Origin of the sequence: Streptomyces dioscori (assembly GCF_003024195.1) — a bacterium.
GTDB lineage: Bacteria > Actinomycetota > Actinomycetes > Streptomycetales > Streptomycetaceae > Streptomyces > Streptomyces dioscori.
In genome coordinates, this window is sequence record NZ_KZ679042.1 from 110,168 (window position 1) to 125,770 (window position 15,603).

Annotated in this window: 15 protein-coding genes and 2 pseudogenes; 10 read left to right on the forward strand and 7 right to left on the reverse strand. The window is 70.4% G+C overall.

Translation table 11 applies throughout. From position 1 onward, the window contains the following. Positions 1-9: 9 nt before the first annotated feature. A complete protein-coding gene (locus C6Y14_RS14495; RefSeq protein ID WP_107017066.1) occupies positions 10-789 on the reverse strand; it encodes an inositol monophosphatase family protein in 780 nt (259 codons plus the stop codon). A gap of 55 nt (positions 790-844) precedes the next feature. On the opposite strand from C6Y14_RS14495, the gene C6Y14_RS14500 reads away from it, so the two are divergent. Continuing rightward, positions 845-1,744 (forward strand): LysR family transcriptional regulator, encoded by a 900-nt coding sequence (locus tag C6Y14_RS14500; protein WP_107017067.1) that lies wholly within the window; start codon positions 845-847, stop codon positions 1,742-1,744. Here C6Y14_RS14500 and C6Y14_RS14505 read toward each other — a convergent pair whose 3' ends face one another. Beyond that, positions 1,745-2,353, reverse strand: a complete 609-nt coding sequence (locus tag C6Y14_RS14505; RefSeq protein WP_107017068.1) for an NAD(P)-dependent oxidoreductase — start codon at positions 2,351-2,353, stop codon at positions 1,745-1,747. It abuts the gene before it with no gap. A 200-nt stretch (positions 2,354-2,553) separates the two neighbouring features. Between C6Y14_RS14505 and C6Y14_RS14510 the strand changes: the two genes are divergently transcribed. Beyond that, entirely contained in the window at positions 2,554-3,552 is a 999-nt protein-coding gene (locus C6Y14_RS14510) for an RNA polymerase subunit sigma-70 (protein WP_107017069.1), read from the forward strand. Positions 3,553-3,587: 35 nt separating this feature from the next. Here C6Y14_RS14510 and C6Y14_RS14515 read toward each other — a convergent pair whose 3' ends face one another. Continuing rightward, complete coding sequence (locus C6Y14_RS14515; protein WP_107017070.1) at positions 3,588-4,226, reverse strand: DedA family protein; 639 nt, start codon at positions 4,224-4,226, stop codon at positions 3,588-3,590. A 143-nt stretch (positions 4,227-4,369) separates the two neighbouring features. Beyond that, on the reverse strand, positions 4,370-5,476 hold the full coding sequence (locus tag C6Y14_RS14520; RefSeq protein ID WP_107017071.1) for an FAD-dependent monooxygenase: 1,107 nt from the start codon (positions 5,474-5,476) through the stop codon (positions 4,370-4,372). Between the two features lie 220 nt (positions 5,477-5,696). Here C6Y14_RS14520 and C6Y14_RS14525 point away from each other — a divergent pair. Then, a pseudogene (locus tag C6Y14_RS14525) lies at positions 5,697-6,068 on the forward strand (DUF3626 domain-containing protein); the annotation flags it as partial. Here the strand turns inward: C6Y14_RS14525 and C6Y14_RS45860 are convergent. Together C6Y14_RS45860 and C6Y14_RS45865 are read right to left on the reverse strand one after the other, a co-directional pair. Beyond that, the gene (locus C6Y14_RS45860; RefSeq protein WP_159074251.1) at positions 6,018-6,173 is read right to left on the reverse strand and encodes a GNAT family N-acetyltransferase; all 156 of its coding nucleotides are present in this window, start codon (positions 6,171-6,173) and stop codon (positions 6,018-6,020) included. The pseudogene C6Y14_RS14525 and the gene C6Y14_RS45860 sit on opposite strands and share 51 nt — an antisense overlap. Before the next feature lie 283 nt (positions 6,174-6,456). After that, positions 6,457-6,774, reverse strand: a pseudogene (locus tag C6Y14_RS45865) (GNAT family N-acetyltransferase); the annotation flags it as partial. 378 nt (positions 6,775-7,152) lie between these two features. On the opposite strand from C6Y14_RS45865, the gene C6Y14_RS14535 reads away from it, so the two are divergent. After that, complete coding sequence (locus tag C6Y14_RS14535; RefSeq protein ID WP_225891118.1) at positions 7,153-8,262, forward strand: serine hydrolase domain-containing protein; 1,110 nt, start codon at positions 7,153-7,155, stop codon at positions 8,260-8,262. 118 nt (positions 8,263-8,380) lie between these two features. Here the strand turns inward: C6Y14_RS14535 and C6Y14_RS14540 are convergent, their stop codons facing one another. Then, a complete protein-coding gene (locus tag C6Y14_RS14540; protein ID WP_107017073.1) occupies positions 8,381-10,000 on the reverse strand; it encodes an aldehyde dehydrogenase family protein in 1,620 nt (539 codons plus the stop codon). 131 nt (positions 10,001-10,131) lie between these two features. Here C6Y14_RS14540 and C6Y14_RS14545 point away from each other — a divergent pair, with 131 nt between their 5' ends. From C6Y14_RS14545 to C6Y14_RS14570, 6 genes are all read left to right on the forward strand, one after another. Further along, positions 10,132-10,815 (forward strand): TetR/AcrR family transcriptional regulator, encoded by a 684-nt coding sequence (locus C6Y14_RS14545; RefSeq protein ID WP_107017074.1) that lies wholly within the window; start codon positions 10,132-10,134, stop codon positions 10,813-10,815. A gap of 104 nt (positions 10,816-10,919) precedes the next feature. Beyond that, entirely contained in the window at positions 10,920-12,080 is a 1,161-nt protein-coding gene (locus C6Y14_RS14550; RefSeq protein WP_107017075.1) for a hypothetical protein, read from the forward strand. Positions 12,081-12,210: 130 nt separating this feature from the next. Then, a complete protein-coding gene (locus tag C6Y14_RS14555; RefSeq protein ID WP_107017076.1) occupies positions 12,211-13,185 on the forward strand; it encodes an NADPH:quinone reductase in 975 nt (324 codons plus the stop codon). Between the two features lie 75 nt (positions 13,186-13,260). After that, positions 13,261-13,776 carry a GNAT family N-acetyltransferase gene (locus C6Y14_RS14560; protein WP_107017077.1) on the forward strand — a complete coding sequence of 172 codons (516 nt, stop codon included), beginning with the start codon at positions 13,261-13,263 and terminating at the stop codon, positions 13,774-13,776. A 134-nt stretch (positions 13,777-13,910) separates the two neighbouring features. Beyond that, the gene (locus tag C6Y14_RS14565; protein WP_107017078.1) at positions 13,911-14,558 is read left to right on the forward strand and encodes an HD domain-containing protein; all 648 of its coding nucleotides are present in this window, start codon (positions 13,911-13,913) and stop codon (positions 14,556-14,558) included. Beyond that, entirely contained in the window at positions 14,546-15,526 is a 981-nt protein-coding gene (locus C6Y14_RS14570; protein ID WP_107017079.1) for a GlxA family transcriptional regulator, read from the forward strand. The genes C6Y14_RS14565 and C6Y14_RS14570 overlap by 13 nt, the downstream gene beginning before the upstream one ends. Positions 15,527-15,603 lie beyond the last annotated feature (77 nt).

A 15,603-nucleotide genomic window follows, 5' to 3' on the forward strand; every position in this document is an offset into this window, starting at 1 on the left:
GAGCGGGTTTCAGTCGGTCAGGACTGCCAGCGCGGCGGCGTGCACACCCGGCGCGGCGGCAAGGTAGCTTTCGGCGGCCAGTTCCCACGGCTTGCCTTCGAAGTCGGTGACGACGCCTCCGGCCTCCTGGACCAGCAGCACACCTGCCGCGTGCGACCGGACGTTGTCGAACTGCCAGTGCAGGTCCATCCGGCCCGCGGCGACCTGGGCCAGTTGATGGGTCACCGGTACGGACACCCGCACATACAGGGCGGAGTTCGTCATCGCGGCGAAGGCGGAGCCCATCCGCCGCGCGAGTTCGGGGTCATGGCCCGGCTGTGCCTGGCCGGTTCCGGCGAGTGCGCCGTCCAGCGACGTCTTGGCCGAGACCCGCAGCCGTACACCGTTGAGGAACGCCCCGCCGCCCTCGGTCGCGGTGAACATCTCGTCGAGGACCGGGAAGTGGACCACCGCCAGCACCGGGCGGCCGTCGCGGACGAGGCTCACGCCGATGTTCCAGTCGGGCGTGCCGTGTACGGCGTTGACGTTGCCGCCGACCGGGTCGATGAGCCACCACTCGCCCGTGGCCATGGGCCCCGAGCCGTGCTCGTCGTTGAGCCAGCCCCCGCTCGGCAGAGCCTCGGTCAGCGCGGGACGCAACACGTCGACCACAGCCGCGTCATTGGCCTGGAGGCTCGCCAGCAGTTCGGGGAGAGCGGGCGGACGGGACTCGGTGGAGTAGCGCGTCATCATCCGGGCGCCGGCGGCGCGGACGGCGGCGACGGTCGCGGCGAGAAGTTCCTGGCTCATGGGATGCTCCTGAAGTTGTCCGGGACGGATCTATGACTTGTTAAGGTTTACTGTCATGCAATTGGACTTGAATCTGCTGACCGTGCTGGACGCCCTGCTCGAAGAGGGCAGCGTGATGGGCGCGGCCGAGCGGTTGCACCTGTCGTCACCCGCGGTCAGTCGCACCCTCGGCCGGCTTCGCGCCGTCACCGGGGACGACATCCTCGTACGCACCGGTCACTCGATGGCCCCGACCCCGTACGCGGTGTCGGTGCGGGAGGACGTGCACCGGCTGGTCCGGCAGGCGCACGAAGTGCTGTCGCCGATCCGGGAGTTGGACCCGGCCGAGATGGAGCGGACCTTCACGATCCAGTGCCATGACGCGGTGGCCGCGTCCCTGCTGCCCGTACTGGTCGGGCGGATCCAACAGCAGGCTCCAGGCGTGCAGTTGCGGGCGCTGGCGGAGAACTCCGTCGACACCGACGACCTGCGACACGGTCGCGTCGACCTGGAACTCGGCGGTGGCAGGCCGAGCATGCCCGAGTTCCGGTCCGAGCCGCTCGGCGACGATCGGTTCGTGGTGGCGATGCGCGCGGACCATCCGTGCGCCGCCGGACTCGATCTGGCCGCCTACGCGGCGCAGCCCCATGTGGTGATCTCCCGGCGTGGCCGCCTCACCGCGCCGATCGACGACATGCTGGCCGCCGAAGGCCTGCATCGCCGGGTGGTCGCTGCGGTGGCCACGGTGTCGGCCGCGCTGCAGATCGCCGCCCGTGGTGACGCGCTGGTCACCTGCACGGCGATCCTGGGCGGCCCGCTCATCGAGGCTCTGGGGCTCGTCGCCCGGCCGCTGCCGATCGATTCCCCGGTCGTGACGATCAACTGCAACTGGCACCAGCGCTACGATTCCGACCCCGCTCACGCCTGGCTCCGCGAGCAGGTCCGGGCGTCGGTCGAGGAGATCACCGCGGGCTGACTACTCCGCCAGCGGCAGGGCCACGGCGCCCGGGTGGGCAGGCTCCTCGGCTTCGTCGAGCATCGCCGCGGCCACGGTCTCCCGGCTCACCTTGGCACCGAGGTCGAAGGGAGGCCCGGCCGCCAGGCCGACGGTCCGCCGACGGGGGCTCTCCGGTCCGTCGGCGAGCATCCCCGCGTGGAAGACGGTGCCCCCGGCCGCGAGCACGGCGTTGTCGGCTTCGACCTTGTCCGCGAGGCGGTCGCCCAGCACCTTGGCGAGCATGCCCGCCCCCTCCCCCGCCACTTCGGCCGACTCGCCCGTGCCGTAGGCACCGAGCCAGATCACGCGCCGCGGACCTGCGGCGACGACGGCTCGGGCGCCGGCCAGGAGGGTCCCGGCCCGGTCCGTACCGAGGGCGGAGAGGACCACGGAATCCCCGTCCACGACGGCGGCGACACTGGCCGCGTCGTGCACGTCGGCCGCCACCTTGCGCAGGTTCGGGGAGTCGGGCAGGGCGATCTTCTCGGGATTCCGCGCGATGGCGGTCACGGTGTGACCACGTCGCAGCGCCTGTCGAGTGAGGGCGATTCCGGTCTGGCCGGAGGCCGCGAGGACGGTGAGGTTCATGCCGAGAACGTTAGGGAGGCCATCACTTAACATCAAGTGCATATATCTGAATCGATGATTAACCCAGACGCAATCGCACACCAGGCGCGTGAGCGCGCAGCGACGCCCGGCCGTACCCCGGAGGGGGCTCCGGTGATGAGTTTTCACGCCCGGACCCGTCACACCTACGACGGGACACGACGAGGCGGAAGGATGACGTCATGAGGGCGGACATGCGGCTGGAGGAGCTGGGCGTGAACGGGCTGAGCGAGGTCGACGAGGCGGATTTCTCAGGGCTGGCCGAACGGCACCGGCGGGAACTGCACGTGCACTGCTACCGGATGCTCGGGTCGTTCGAGGATGCCGAGGACACCGTGCAGGAGACGTTCCTCCGTGCCTGGCGGCGGCGGGAAACCTTCGAGGGGCGGTCGACGTTCCGGGCCTGGCTGTACCGGATCGCCACCAACGCCTGTCTGGACCAGCTCGCCAAGAGCCGTCCGGAACCCGCGAGCGGCGGCGAGGTGCCGTGGCTGCAGCCCTACCCCGACCGGCTGCTCGACGAGCTGCCCGCCGCCGACGCCGGCGAGCCGGAGGCCGTCGCCCTCGCGCGGGAGACAGTCGAGCTCGCGTACCTGGTCGCGGTCCAGCACCTCGCGCCGCGCCCGCGGGCCGTACTGGTCCTGCGGGACGTGCTCGGCTGGCCGGCGAAGGACGTCGCGGAGCACCTCGGGGACTCCGTCAACTCCGTGAACAGCGCGCTGCAGCGGGCCCGCGCCGGCCTGCGGGAGCATCTGCCCGCCGAACGGCAGGACTGGACCGGCGGCGAACAGGACGCCGGGACACGCGAGTTGGTACGCCGTTACACCGAAGCCAGCGTGGCCACGGACATCAAAGGCCTCACCGCGCTGCTGCGCGACGACGTCCGCTGCTCGATGCCGCCCACGCCGGGCCTGTACGTCGGCCGCGACGCGGTGGTGAACGACTGGGTCACAAACGGCTTCGAGGGCATGAAGGGCCTGCGCGCCGTACCCACCTCAGTGAACCGGCAGCCCGCCGTGGCCTTCTACCTCTGGCAGAAGCAGGAGGGTGCGTACCTGCCGCTGACGATCGACGTCCTGCGCGTCACCGGCGGAGCGATCACCGAGATCACCACGTTCCACGACGACCGGTTCCCACGGCTCGGGCTGCCGCAGCGCCTGCCGGCGGACGGCACGGAGTAGTCCCGGCGTTCGGCGTCCCAGGTTCCTTCTCCCGGTCAGTTCGGGGGCTGCGTCGCTACGGCGGCATCCGGCTCGACGGGGTTCCTGCGGCGCCGGATGTGTCGTACGCACTCGACCACTCCGGTTACGGCGAAGGCGAGCCCCACGCCGACAGCGATGGCAAGGAACGTGTTCTCCTGGAAGAAGACGCCACCGACGTATCCGGACAGTGCCGTATAGGCACTCCACGTGGAGGTGGAGATCGCCACGTACAGCATGAACTTGCGCAGCGGATATCTCACCATTCCCGCCGTTCCCGTGGCGAGGTAGCGGCCGACCGGTACGAAGCGCGTGGAGACGAGTACGAAACCGCCGCGCGCTTCGAGTTCGCGCTCGAACCAGTCGTACGCCTTTCGGCGCTTGCTACCGACCGGCAGGCGCTTCAGTACGCGTTCCCCCGTCGAACGGCCGATGGAGTAGGGAACGAGGTCGCCGAGAAATGCGCCGACCGTCGTGGCGACGATGACGAGCACGATGTTCGTCTGCCCGGTCGCGCCGGCGACGCCTGCGATGATCACGACGGGTTCACTCGGGATCAAGGGGAGGAAAGAGTCGAGCAAGGACACCGCGATGAGTACGGCATAGAGTGCGGGCGACGCTATTAAGGACTCTGCGAGGTCTATCCAGTCCGGCATGTACGGCCTACTGCTTTCATCTGGTCGGAATTCCCTGGGCGACTACTTCCCGGATGCCGCCTTCCCCGGTGACGACTTCCGGATGACGACTTCCGGATGATGACTTCCGGGTGATGACTCCACCGGTGATCACCGATCACCTGTCAGGTGGCGGGTGCCGTGGTGAGCATCCAGTGGCTGAACGCGGCGTAGCGCTGCGCGAACTCGGCCGCGTCGCCGGCGCGTTCGACGGCCGCGGAATGCTCGCGCACCGCCGCGAAACGGGCACTGCGGGCATCCTCGTAGGCGGTGAGGCCTTTCCCGAGGTCGGCTTCGGCGCTGAGGCTGCCACGCAGGACGCCGACGTCCTCGATGCCGAGGGTGCCTCCGGAAGCGATGTGGGGCGACAGCCCGTGCGCGGCGTCGCCGACCAGAGCGACGCGCGCGCTCGTCCAGTGGGACAGCTCCGGGACCAGCATGACCTGGTTTTCCAGGATGGATTCCTCCGGCGTCTCGGCGATCATCGACAGGAGGTCGTCGTTCCAACCGGCCTCGGCCAGATTCCGCGCGCGTTCCAGTGCGCGTTCGCGCTTGCTTCCGGTGAGCGGTCCGGCATCGAACTGGTTGACCATCCAGACGGTCCGGTCACGGGCGACCTTCGCGTACCCGCCGCGGGTTCGGCGGTGGCCGACGGTGAGCACGGTGGCGTCCGCGCTCCGGTCGCCGGACGGCACGATCGCGCGCCAGGCGTAGTGGCCGGAGTGCGCGGTGGCGTCGCTTCCCGGCACCAATTGTCTGCGTACGTGCGAGTGGACGCCGTCCGCGCCGATCAGCAGATCCGTGCGAAGCGTTTCGCCGTCGGCGAGGTGCACGACGACGTCGGATCCGGTCTCGGTATATCCGCTCACGTGGGCGTCGAGGCGGATGCGGTCGCGACCGACGGTGTCGGCGAGAAGGTTGTTCAACTCGGGGCGCGGTACGAGGAGGAACTGGTGATCGCTGTCGGTGTAACCGGGAGCCCGGACCGGGTCGCCGACGGGATTGAAGAACCACGTGTTCTGTTCGATGCCCATGTCCCTGATCGCCGGGCCGATGCCGAGATGGTCGAACTCCCGCAGCGCATTGGCCCACAGACCGATACCGGCGCCGACGGCTCGAATGCGCGGTGCCTGTTCCAGCACTAGGACATCATGCCCGATGAGTTTGAGGGAGGCCGCAGCGGTGAGCCCTACGAGACCGCCGCCGACAATCACCGTGAATTTCTTGGACAACGTACTGACTCCTTCGCTTGACGGACGAGGGGGGCCGAATTCGCCGCTGGGCCGCTGGGAGTGGAGACTTCCCGGGGCGTGGCTCGACACTAGGAGCATTCACCGCTTGCTTCAAATGCAATTCAGGCAATGAGTCATTTACTCGGATGCATTTGGTGGCGGTGAACGCAACCCCCGAGGCACGCCACGGAAGCCGCTGCCCGGCGACTTGCGGGTGACGATGCGCTCTCACCCCGATCGCGCCGCGGGGAGCCGCCCGATCCTGTTCCGGATGACAGAGGACGGTGTCTACCGGTCGCAGTTCGTGACCGGCACGAGCAACGGCGGTCTGACGGCTCATCCCTGCGGGGACCGCTTCCGTCGGGAGAGCCGCATCTTCGGCGGCGCGTACGACGACGCCCCGCCCCAACAACGCCCCGTGTACGGCGCGTTGAACTACCGCCGCAGTCCGATCGGTGGTGGCACAGAGGTCGAATCCGCGGCCCGTCGTCTCCCGTGCCCGGTCGAATGGCATCCGGGGTTTCGCCTCAGCGTGGGCGAGTTACGACGTCACCCGGGCTACCGCGGACCGGAGTACGTCGGCCTGGGGGCAGAGGAGGACCATCGTCTCGGCGCCGGCCGACCGTGCGTGTTCGACCGCCACGCTGATGAGCGTACGGGCGATGCCCCTGCCTCGATGGGCGGGATGCACCAGCACACCGCCCAGCCCGGCGGCGCGGCGCGCCGCGCCGCGCCGCGCCGTCCAACGTCATGTCCCGCAGCAGCCACCCCGCGGAAGCGACCGGCCGGCCCGCGGAGACGGCCGTGAGGGTGTGTTCCCTGTCGGCCCACACCACGCTGCCGACCCCGTCCACCTCGAAGGGGTCGGGCAGGCCGTCGTGGAGCGCGGTTTTGCCATCCGGAGAAACGGGGCCCGGCGCGAGGCGGCGAAACGCCAGGTCCAGGCATGCTGCGCCCGCCTCGGCGGCGATCCCCCGCCCCTGGGTCCGCGGGTGCACGGCGAACCCGATGTCGACTCCGTGCCGGGCCCGGTTACGCAGTCCCACCCGGCCGAGAAACGTGCGCGTCGCGGCATCCCTGACCGCGAAGTCGCCGTAACCGTGTCTGCTCCAGTGGGCGACGTGGTCCTCGCACATGGCCCGGGCCGCGGACCGGCTGTCCGCCCGGCCGGTCGCCAGCCATCGCATGACACTGTCCTGGCTGACCACGGCTTCGAAGAGGTCGTCGCTGTCACCACGGCGGATCGGTTCCGTCACAAGCCTCTGGGTGCGCAGAACAGGTCCCTTTGTACGGGCCACTCGGCAACTCCTCTCGATGGAATCGATGGGGACGCGTCACGAGCTCGACAGCAGGTCCCGGACCACCGTGGGCTGCAGTGGGCCGGGGCGCCATGGTCCTGCGCGCCGACGAGGTACCCCGGAGTCGCGGTCTTGTACTGCGACAGTGCGGCAGGGGTCGCTGCCTGCGCGGTTCCGTGCTGGCGCGTGGTCGCCGTCGGCCACGCCTGCGGGTCACTCGTTGAGATGCAGCACGGCCGCGTCATGTGGATCTCAGTCCACCGGTTTGTTTCTGTACTGGGCATCCCACCGCGCTCACGCCTCAGGAGTCCCTCCGTGCGAGTTCCCCGCTTTACGCAGGCCCGCCTCCCTCTTGCCGCTCTGCTGGCCGCCGCCTGCATGGCTGCTCCCGTGCAGGCGCCGGCCCACGCCGTGGACGGTCCCGCAGGTCGTGACCGCGCGCTGCGGCAGCAGTTGCAGGACCTGACCACCGCGCCAGGCGGGCCTCCCGGAGTGATCGCCGTCCTCAAGCGCGGATCCCGTGCCGAGGTCTACCGGGCGGGCGTCGCCGAGACCGGCACCGACCGTCCGATCGAGGTCACCGACCACATGCGTATCGCCAGTACGGCCAAGGCGTACAGCGGCGCCGTCGCCCTCCGGCTCGTCGACGGCGGGGATCTGCGCCTGAACGACACCATCGGCAAGGTGCTCCCCCGACTGCCGCACGCATGGCATCGCGTGACGCTGCGGCAGCTCCTGAACCACACCAGCGGACTGCCGGACTTCAGCGCGGCCCCGGAGTTCCTGGCTCTGGTGACCGAGAACCCGCGCCGCCGTTTCGACTCCCGCCGGCTGCTGGACTTCGTGGCCGGCGAGCCGCTGGCGTTCCGTCCGGGGGCCCGGTACGCCTACTCCAACTCCGACAACATCGCCGTGGCGCTGATGGCGGAGGCGGTGACGGACCGGCGCTACGAGGATCTGCTCGACGAGCTCGTGTACCGCCCGTTGGATCTGCGCAGCACCAGCCTGCCGCAGGGTTTCCGGATGCCCGAGCCGTACATGCACGGCTACGACGTCACCGCGCAGAACGTGCCCGAGGACGTCAGCGAGGTGCTGGGTACGTCGGGCGTGTGGGCGTCGGGCGGGATCATCTCGACTCCGAAGGACATGACGGCCTTCGTCCGCGGTTACGCCGGTGGAAAGCTGATCTCCGACCGGACGCGCCGTCAGCAGCTGAACTGGGTCGACGGCGCGTCCGAACCCGCGGGTCCCGGCCGGAACAAGGCCGGTCTCGCCCTCTTCCGGTACGCCACCCGCTGCGGCGTGGTGTACGGGCACACGGGCAACTTCCCCGGCTACACCCAGCTGATCGCGGCCACCCCGGACGGCAAGCGGTCACTGACCGTCTCCCTCACCACCCAGGTCAACAAGTCGACCGAGCCGGAACTTCTGGAGCGGCTGCGGACCGTCGAGGAGAACTTCGTCTGCGCGCTGCTGCGCAGGCCGTGAGCGGACGCAGTGACGCGGCGCGACCGGCTTGAGCGAGCAGGTATCAGGTGCCCAGGTAGCAGGTGCCCAGGTATCAGGTGCCCAGGGGTCAGGTGCCCAGGGGACAGATGTCCTGGCGTCAGGTCGCAGGTGGGCCGCCGCGCCGGAAGAGGCCGCGCGTCGCGGTGAAGGCGAGGGCGAGCAGGCGGGGCCACGTGGGGCGGACGGCGTACCGGGCGAAGCGCGTCGACAGGTCCAGCCAGCCCCGTTTGCTCGTCATCAGCAGGTGGCCCGGGGAGGTGAAGCCGCTGACCACGATGGACTTCTCGGCGTTCTCGTAGCCCAGGAGGTTGCCGAAGTTCCCGCGGCCGGAGACGAACTCGCGGCCCTCCTCGTTGCCACCCCAGATGAGGTAGGGGTTCGTCCAGATCACCGGCGGCATCGTGTTGACGCCGACGGCGCCGTAGCGGAGGTCCGTGACCGCGCGGTCGACGGTGGCCGCGTGCGTCTTCCTGGTGTCCTCGTCGATGAGGATCGTCGCGGCGAGGGTTCCGAGGAGGTTCTCGTTGACGAACTCCGCGGCCGCGGGAAGGAACGTCCCGGCGTCGGGTGCGACGTCGAGCGCGACCTCGCTCATGACCTGGCAGAACGCCTCGTGGTCGAGCGCGAAGCCCTCGGTGCCGACGTCCTCGATCACCATGACCTGTGAAGCGGGGCGGCCGTCCACGGGCTGGATGAGCCGCCCGTCCGGGTAGGCGTCGCGGAAGGCCTCGAAGGTCTTGTCGACTCCGGGGTAGCTGGTGCTGGAGCCGGGCGTGAGGTCGCGCAGGGCGACGGTGATCGCGTCCAGTAACTGCCGCCGTTGCGGCCAGTGCCGGCTCGTCACCAGGGTCTGCGTCCGGCCGCAGATCGAACCGCCGCTGATCGTGACGATGGTGGCGATCTGGAGTGCCTGGTGCCGGATCTCCCGGTCCGTCCACGGACGGTCGCCGGGGACGACGACGCACGGGTTGTTACCACCGCACTCGGAGACCAGCTCCGTGTCCGTGGCCTTCATGATGGCTTTGGCGGAGGCGGTCCCCCCGGTGAAGTAGATCTTCGAGAGGCGGGGCTCGCGGGTCAGTGCGGGCCCTTCGGCGGCGGGGCAGAAGGAGGCCGCGTGGACGTCCACGAGCGGTTGCAGAACCTTCTCCCACACCCGGTCGGCGTCCTCGTTGAGGTGGTGGGGCTTGTGGACGACCACACAGCTGTCGACGAAGAGGGCCCGGACCATCTCGAAGGACGACGCGACGTTCCCAGCCCCCAGGACGGCGACGATGCCACCGGGCTTCGCGTACGGGTCCACCCTGCGAGGCTCTCCGACGACGCGCAGCACGTCGGTCCGGTCGCCGTTGAGCAGGCGGTCCTTCCCGCGCGGGGAGACCAGGACGTCGAAGCGGCCGTCCCCGGCCGGGGTGACCGCCAGCGGCTGGAGCGGGCGGGCGCGGACCAGGCCCTCGTACAGGTCGATGGCGGCCGCGATGTTCGCGGCCATCGGCACCAGGACCCGCTGGATGCTCGTGCCCACCTGGTGGGCGTCGGCCGGGTCGGCCGGGTCGATGCCCTTCGCTCGGCAGTCCGCCGACATCAGCTCGTCGAAATGCCGGTCGATGTTCGCCTGGACCAGGCGGAGCAGCCTCAGCCGCTCCGTCGGCGGCGTGGCCCGCCACCGGTCCGGGTCGACCCGGTCGACGGCTTCCGTGACCTCTGCGACCTCCATGACGTGCCCCTTCCCTCGGCCGGCGGCAGCATGACCCGTCCGGATACCGGCAATAGTGGACCGGCGGTACATTGAAATTAATGTACCGCCGGTCCACAGTCAATGGACCGGCGGTCGACTATTCTCCGGGGATGGCGACCTTCCAGCGGGCACGGAGCGACGAGCAGCGTGCGGTACGTCGGCGGAGCATCCTGGAAACCGCGGCCGGCATGCTGGACGAGATGCCGGTGGCAGCGGTGAGCCTCAACGAACTCAGCCGCCGCGTCGGGCTGGCGAAGTCCGCCATGACGCGCTACTTCGAGTCGCGTGAGGCGGTCCTGCTCGATCTGCTCTCCGAGGAGGCCACCCGCTACCGGGCCGATGTCACCGAGACGCTCCCCTGGTGGGCCGACCCGTCCGCGCCCGCTCCGGAGCGGGCGCGCCAGGTCGCGGCACGGCTGGCCGGCACGTTCGCCGCCCACCCGATGCTGTGCGAACTGCTGAGCGCGCAGCACGCGATCCTTGAGCACAACGTCTCCGTCGACGTCGCGGCCCGGTACAAGCGGTCCTCGCGCGACGCCATCCACTGGCTGGCCGAGCGGCTCCGCGACCTGCTCCCCGAACTCGACGACGAGCGGGCGCTGCGCGCCGCGCACATGGTCATCATCCTCGTCGGCGCCTTCTGGACCCGCAGCCGCCCCGCCCCCGCGCAGCTCGCCGCCTTCCAGGCCGACTCAAGTCTGGCGTTCATGCACCCGGCCTTCCCCGAGGCGTTCGAGGCCGCGATCGGCACCTTCCTCACAGGCCTCGTCGCCGAGAACGCCGACGCGGCCTGACGCGGCACCGCGCGTGCAGCGGTGGGTACGACGGCGTGTGCGACGGCGTGTGCGGCGGCAGGGGCCATACTGGTAAAGGCATTGATCTTCCACAGAACGGTTCCATGGCTAAGAACAGCAGCTCAGCGACGACCGTCCCCGGCACCGTGTGGCTGGCACGCGGGCGTCACCTCGGGGCCGATCCCGAGCAGGACGTGCGACGCAATCTCATCGCCCTCAAGGCGGCCGGGGTCCTCGACGACTTCCTGGACCTCGATCCCGTGGAGGCGTCCCGCTCCACCGTCCTGCACCCGCGTGAGGCGTCCGCAGCGCCCGGCCCGTCGGCCCGCCGGCTCTTCGAGGCCCGCTGGCGCGTGGCGGACGGCGTCATGGTGCGCGCACAGCTGACCACGTACGAGCATCGGGGCCGCCGTACGGACGACGAGGCGGTCAGCTGGGTCCTGGCCGCCGAGGCGGACCTGCCGTGGGACTTCCGATGGCCCTCGCCCGCCACCATGTTCTGGCCCGACAGCGACCGGGTCGCCTGGGATCACGACGCGGTGCCCGGTGTACGTCTGCGGGCGGCGAACCACCTGCCGACGGACGACAGCGAGCTGCGCCGCCACCTGCGGGACTGCACGCGCAACACCTGGTACATCCATGTCGTGGTGCACGAGGCCATGACGCCGGACGCGAGCGGGCAGCGGCCGGTCTCCGCGTTCCTGCCGCCGAGCCTGCGCCACCGGGTCGTCGAGCACCGGGCCACGCCTGCGCAGTCCGAGACCGCCGACTTCGCGATGAAACGGGAACTGGGTGTACGGATGCCGCGCGGCGGCGCCGTCGTCCTGCCCGTCCAGCCGCGGAGCCGGGACCACGACGCGGAGCATTTCAGCGTGCACACGGTCTTCCTCGACGGCTCCGAACCCACGGAACTCCTCGCCCTCATCGAGGAGTTCGCCGGTCTGCCGCGCCCTCTGCCCGACGGCGCCGAGCAGGCCCTGACGCAACTGCGCCAGGGCTGGCACCTGTTGACCCCGGAAGAGGAACTGGCCCACGCCCGGAGCATGGCCGTCAAGTACGCCGAGGCCCTCGACGCCATGACCAAGTCCTGCGACCTCTACCGCGAGGCGGCCGACGCGGCACAGGCCGCGCTGGCCGAGTTCACGAACGGCAACGGTACGCCCCGGTCGTCCGCCGCGGAGACCCCCAGGCCGATCAGCTCACCCTTCAACGCCATCAAGAAGGGACTCGACCGCCTACGGGACCCGAACAGACAGGACGTCTGACACATGAGCCGCGTCGTCGTGTCGTGCGGCACACCGGTCATGCCCGTCCGGTCGGTGGCGGCAGTCCCTGTCCGGCCATCCGCCGGCTCGCCGAGGCGGGGCACTCCTGAAAGACTCCGGAGGCACATCCATGCTTGCGTCCTGGTACGACGAACAAGGCCCCGCCGCCGATGTGTTGCGCGTCGGTGAACTGCCCGACCCCCACCCCGGCCCCGGCGAGGTCCGCGTCCGCGTCTCCGGCGTCAACCCGGGTGACACGAAGAAGCGCCGCGGCTGGCTCGGCTCCTCGATGCCGTACCCGAGGGTCGTCCCGCACAGCGACGCCGCCGGCGTCATCGACGAGGTGGGCGCGGGAGTCGACGCCCGGCGCGTCGGACAGCGGGTATGGGTCCACGGCGCCCAGTCCTACCGCGCCTTCGGCACCGCCGCCCAGTTCACCGTCGTACCCGGTCCCCAGGCCGTCCCGCTCCCCGGCCATCTCAGTGACGAACTCGGCGCGAGCCTCGGTATCCCCGGCATCACCGCCCACCGCGCGGTGTTCGCGGACGGCCCGGTCGACGGCCGCACCGTACTCGTGCACGGGGTGCTCGGCGGCGTCGGCTCCCTCGCCGCCCAGCTCGCCCGCTGGGGCGGCGCCACGGTCATCGGCACCGTCCGCCGCGGCGGCGATCTGGATCGCGTCGACCCGGGGGTCCTCCCCCACACCGTCGCTCTGGACGCGGCCGATCCCGCGGCCGAGATCCGCTCGTTCGCGCCCGAAGGCGTGCACCGTGTCGTCGAGGTCTCCCTGTCGGCCAACGCGGATCTCGACAACGCGGTCACCGCACTCGACGCCGTCATCGCCGCCTACGGCACCCACGCCGACCGCACCGAACTCCCCTTCTGGCCACTGCTGTTCAACAACGTCACCCTCCGCCTGCTCGGCAGCGACGACTTCCCCGCGGCGGCCAGACGGCAGGCCGCCCGTGACCTCACCGCGGCGGCCGCGGCCGGCGCCCTCACCGTCGACATCGGTGACCGTCACCCGCTGGAGGACATCGCCGAGGCCCACGACCGGGTCGACGCGGGCGGGCGCGGCCGGGTGCTGGTCACCGTCAGCCCTTGAGGCCGTACCCCGTACACCAGTTGCCGCGGGGGAAAACCAGGTGGCCTCGGGGAAGCTCCTGGATACAGTCGGGCAGTGCCTGAACTGACACAACTGCACGCCGACCACGCTGCTGCGGTCCTGGCCTTCGAGCTGGCCAACCGCGCCTACTTCGCGGACGCCGTTTCCGACCGCGGTGACGCCTACTTCGACGAGTTTGCCGACCGGCACAGCACCGCGCTGGCCGAGCAGGAGGCCGGCGTCTGCGCCTTCTATGTGCTCGTCGCCGACGACGGCTCGGTGCTCGGCAGGTTCAACCTGTACGACCTGGAGAACGGCACCGCGCATCTCGGCTACCGCGTCGCGCAGCACGTGGCCGGCCGTGGCGTGGCGACCGCGACCGTGCGGGAGGTGTGCCGACTGGCGGCGTCCCGGCACGGACTGCGCACCCTGCGGGCGGCCACCTCACATCGGAATGCCGCGTCCCGGGCGGTACTGACCCGTGTCGGGTTCGTGCCCGTCGGCCCGGCCGACCCGGCACACCTCGGCGGCAAGGCCGGCACCTGGTACCAGCACGATCTGCAGCCGCAGCGGAGCCCCGCCGACGGGTAGAAGGATGCGCGGCGGCCGCATGTCGTCATCTGTGGGACAGGGGACGATATCGCCATGGCGGACGGCACGCCGTCGGACCAAGCTGTTGGTGGCGGTCCAACCGGGTGCGCCGACAGGAAGTGGAGAGCAGCAGCATGTCGATCGATCTTGTTACGGCCGCGGGTGTGACGGTGCCCGCCACCCAGCTGGTGCGCGAGGCGACGGAACTCGTCCGGGACACCACCGACGAGCTCATCTACCACCACTCGCGCCGGGTGTACTTCTTCGGCAGCCTCCAGGGCCGCGAGCGTGACCTCAGCTTCGACGCGGAACTGCTCTATATCGGGGCGATGTTCCACGACGTCGGTCTGAACCAGGAGTTCCATGACAGCGGCCGTCGGTTCGAGGTGGACAGCGCGGCCGAGGCCAGGCGGTTCCTGCAGGCCCACGGCGTCCCCGAGGACAGCGTCCGCCGCGTCTGGACGTCGATCGCCCTGCACACCACCCCCGGCATCCCCCCGTACATGGAACCGGAGGTCGCGCTGGTCACCGCGGGGGTCGAGTACGACGTCCTGGGCATCGGGTACGACAGCATCTCCGCCGAGGAGCGCCGTGCCGTCGTGGCCCTGCACCCGCGCCCCGACTTCAAGCGCCGCATCCTGGACGCCTTCACCGACGGCATCCGCTCCAAGCCCGAGACGACCTTCGGCAATGTGAAGGCGGACGTGCTGGAGCACTTCGTCCCCGGTTTCGAGCGGGGAGACTTCGTCCGGACGATCCAGGACTCCGCGTGGAAGGAGTAGCCCGCCCTCGGCGCACGGTCGTCGTCGTGGCGTTCGACGGGGTGCAGCTCCTCGATGTCACCGGACCCGTGGAGGTCTTCACGACGGCCAACCGCTACGGGGGCGACTACGACGTGCGGGTCGTCTCGCCGACCGGCGAATCGGTCACCACCTCGTCGGGTCTGGTCATCGGGGCCGGCGAGCCGCCTGTCGGACTTTCTCGGCGCCACAGCACCCTGCTGGTCGCGGGACGGCAGGACTGGCGTGCGGCGGTGGCCGACACCGCCCTGGTGACCTTGGTGGCGCGGATGGCCGGACAGGCGGAGCGTGTGGCGTCGGTGTGTGCGGGAGCCTTCCTCCTCGCCGAGGCCGGGATCCTGGACGGCCGCCGCGCGGCCACGCACTGGGAGCTCGCGGCGCAGCTGGCCGCCGCCTATCCCCGGGTCCGGGTGGAGGACAACCCGGTCTTCGCGCGGGACGGGCATGTGCTCACGTCGGCCGGTGTCACCGCGGGCATCGACCTCTCGCTGGCCCTGGTCGAAGAGGACCGGGGTGCCGAGACCGCCCGCGCCGTGGCCAGGCAACTCGTCGTGTTCATGGCCCGGCCCGGTGGGCAGGCGCAGTTCAGCGCCCGGCTGACTCCCCGGCAGCCGCGGCATCCGGCGGTACGCCGGGTGATGGACCGCGTCACCGAGGATCCGGCGGCCGGCCATACCCTCACCGCGCTGGCCGCCGAGGCCGGGCTGAGCGGCCGCCATCTCGAACGGCTATTTCGCGCCGAGGTCGGTATGACGCCCGGACGGTACGTGGAGTCCGTCCGGGTCGAGGCCGCCAGGACACTCCTCGAAGCGGGTACCGGGACCGTCGAGGAGGTCGCCCAGCAGGCGGGATTCGGCTCGTCGGAGTCCTTGCGACGCGTCTTCCAGCGCGTCCTCGGTACCGCTCCGACGCAGTACCGAGCCCGGTTCCACAGCACGGCCGCACCCTGACAGCCGGCCCGGACACGGGATCTGCGCGGCCGCGCCCTTGCAGCCGCACCCGATCAAAGGATCTGCTCGGCCGCACC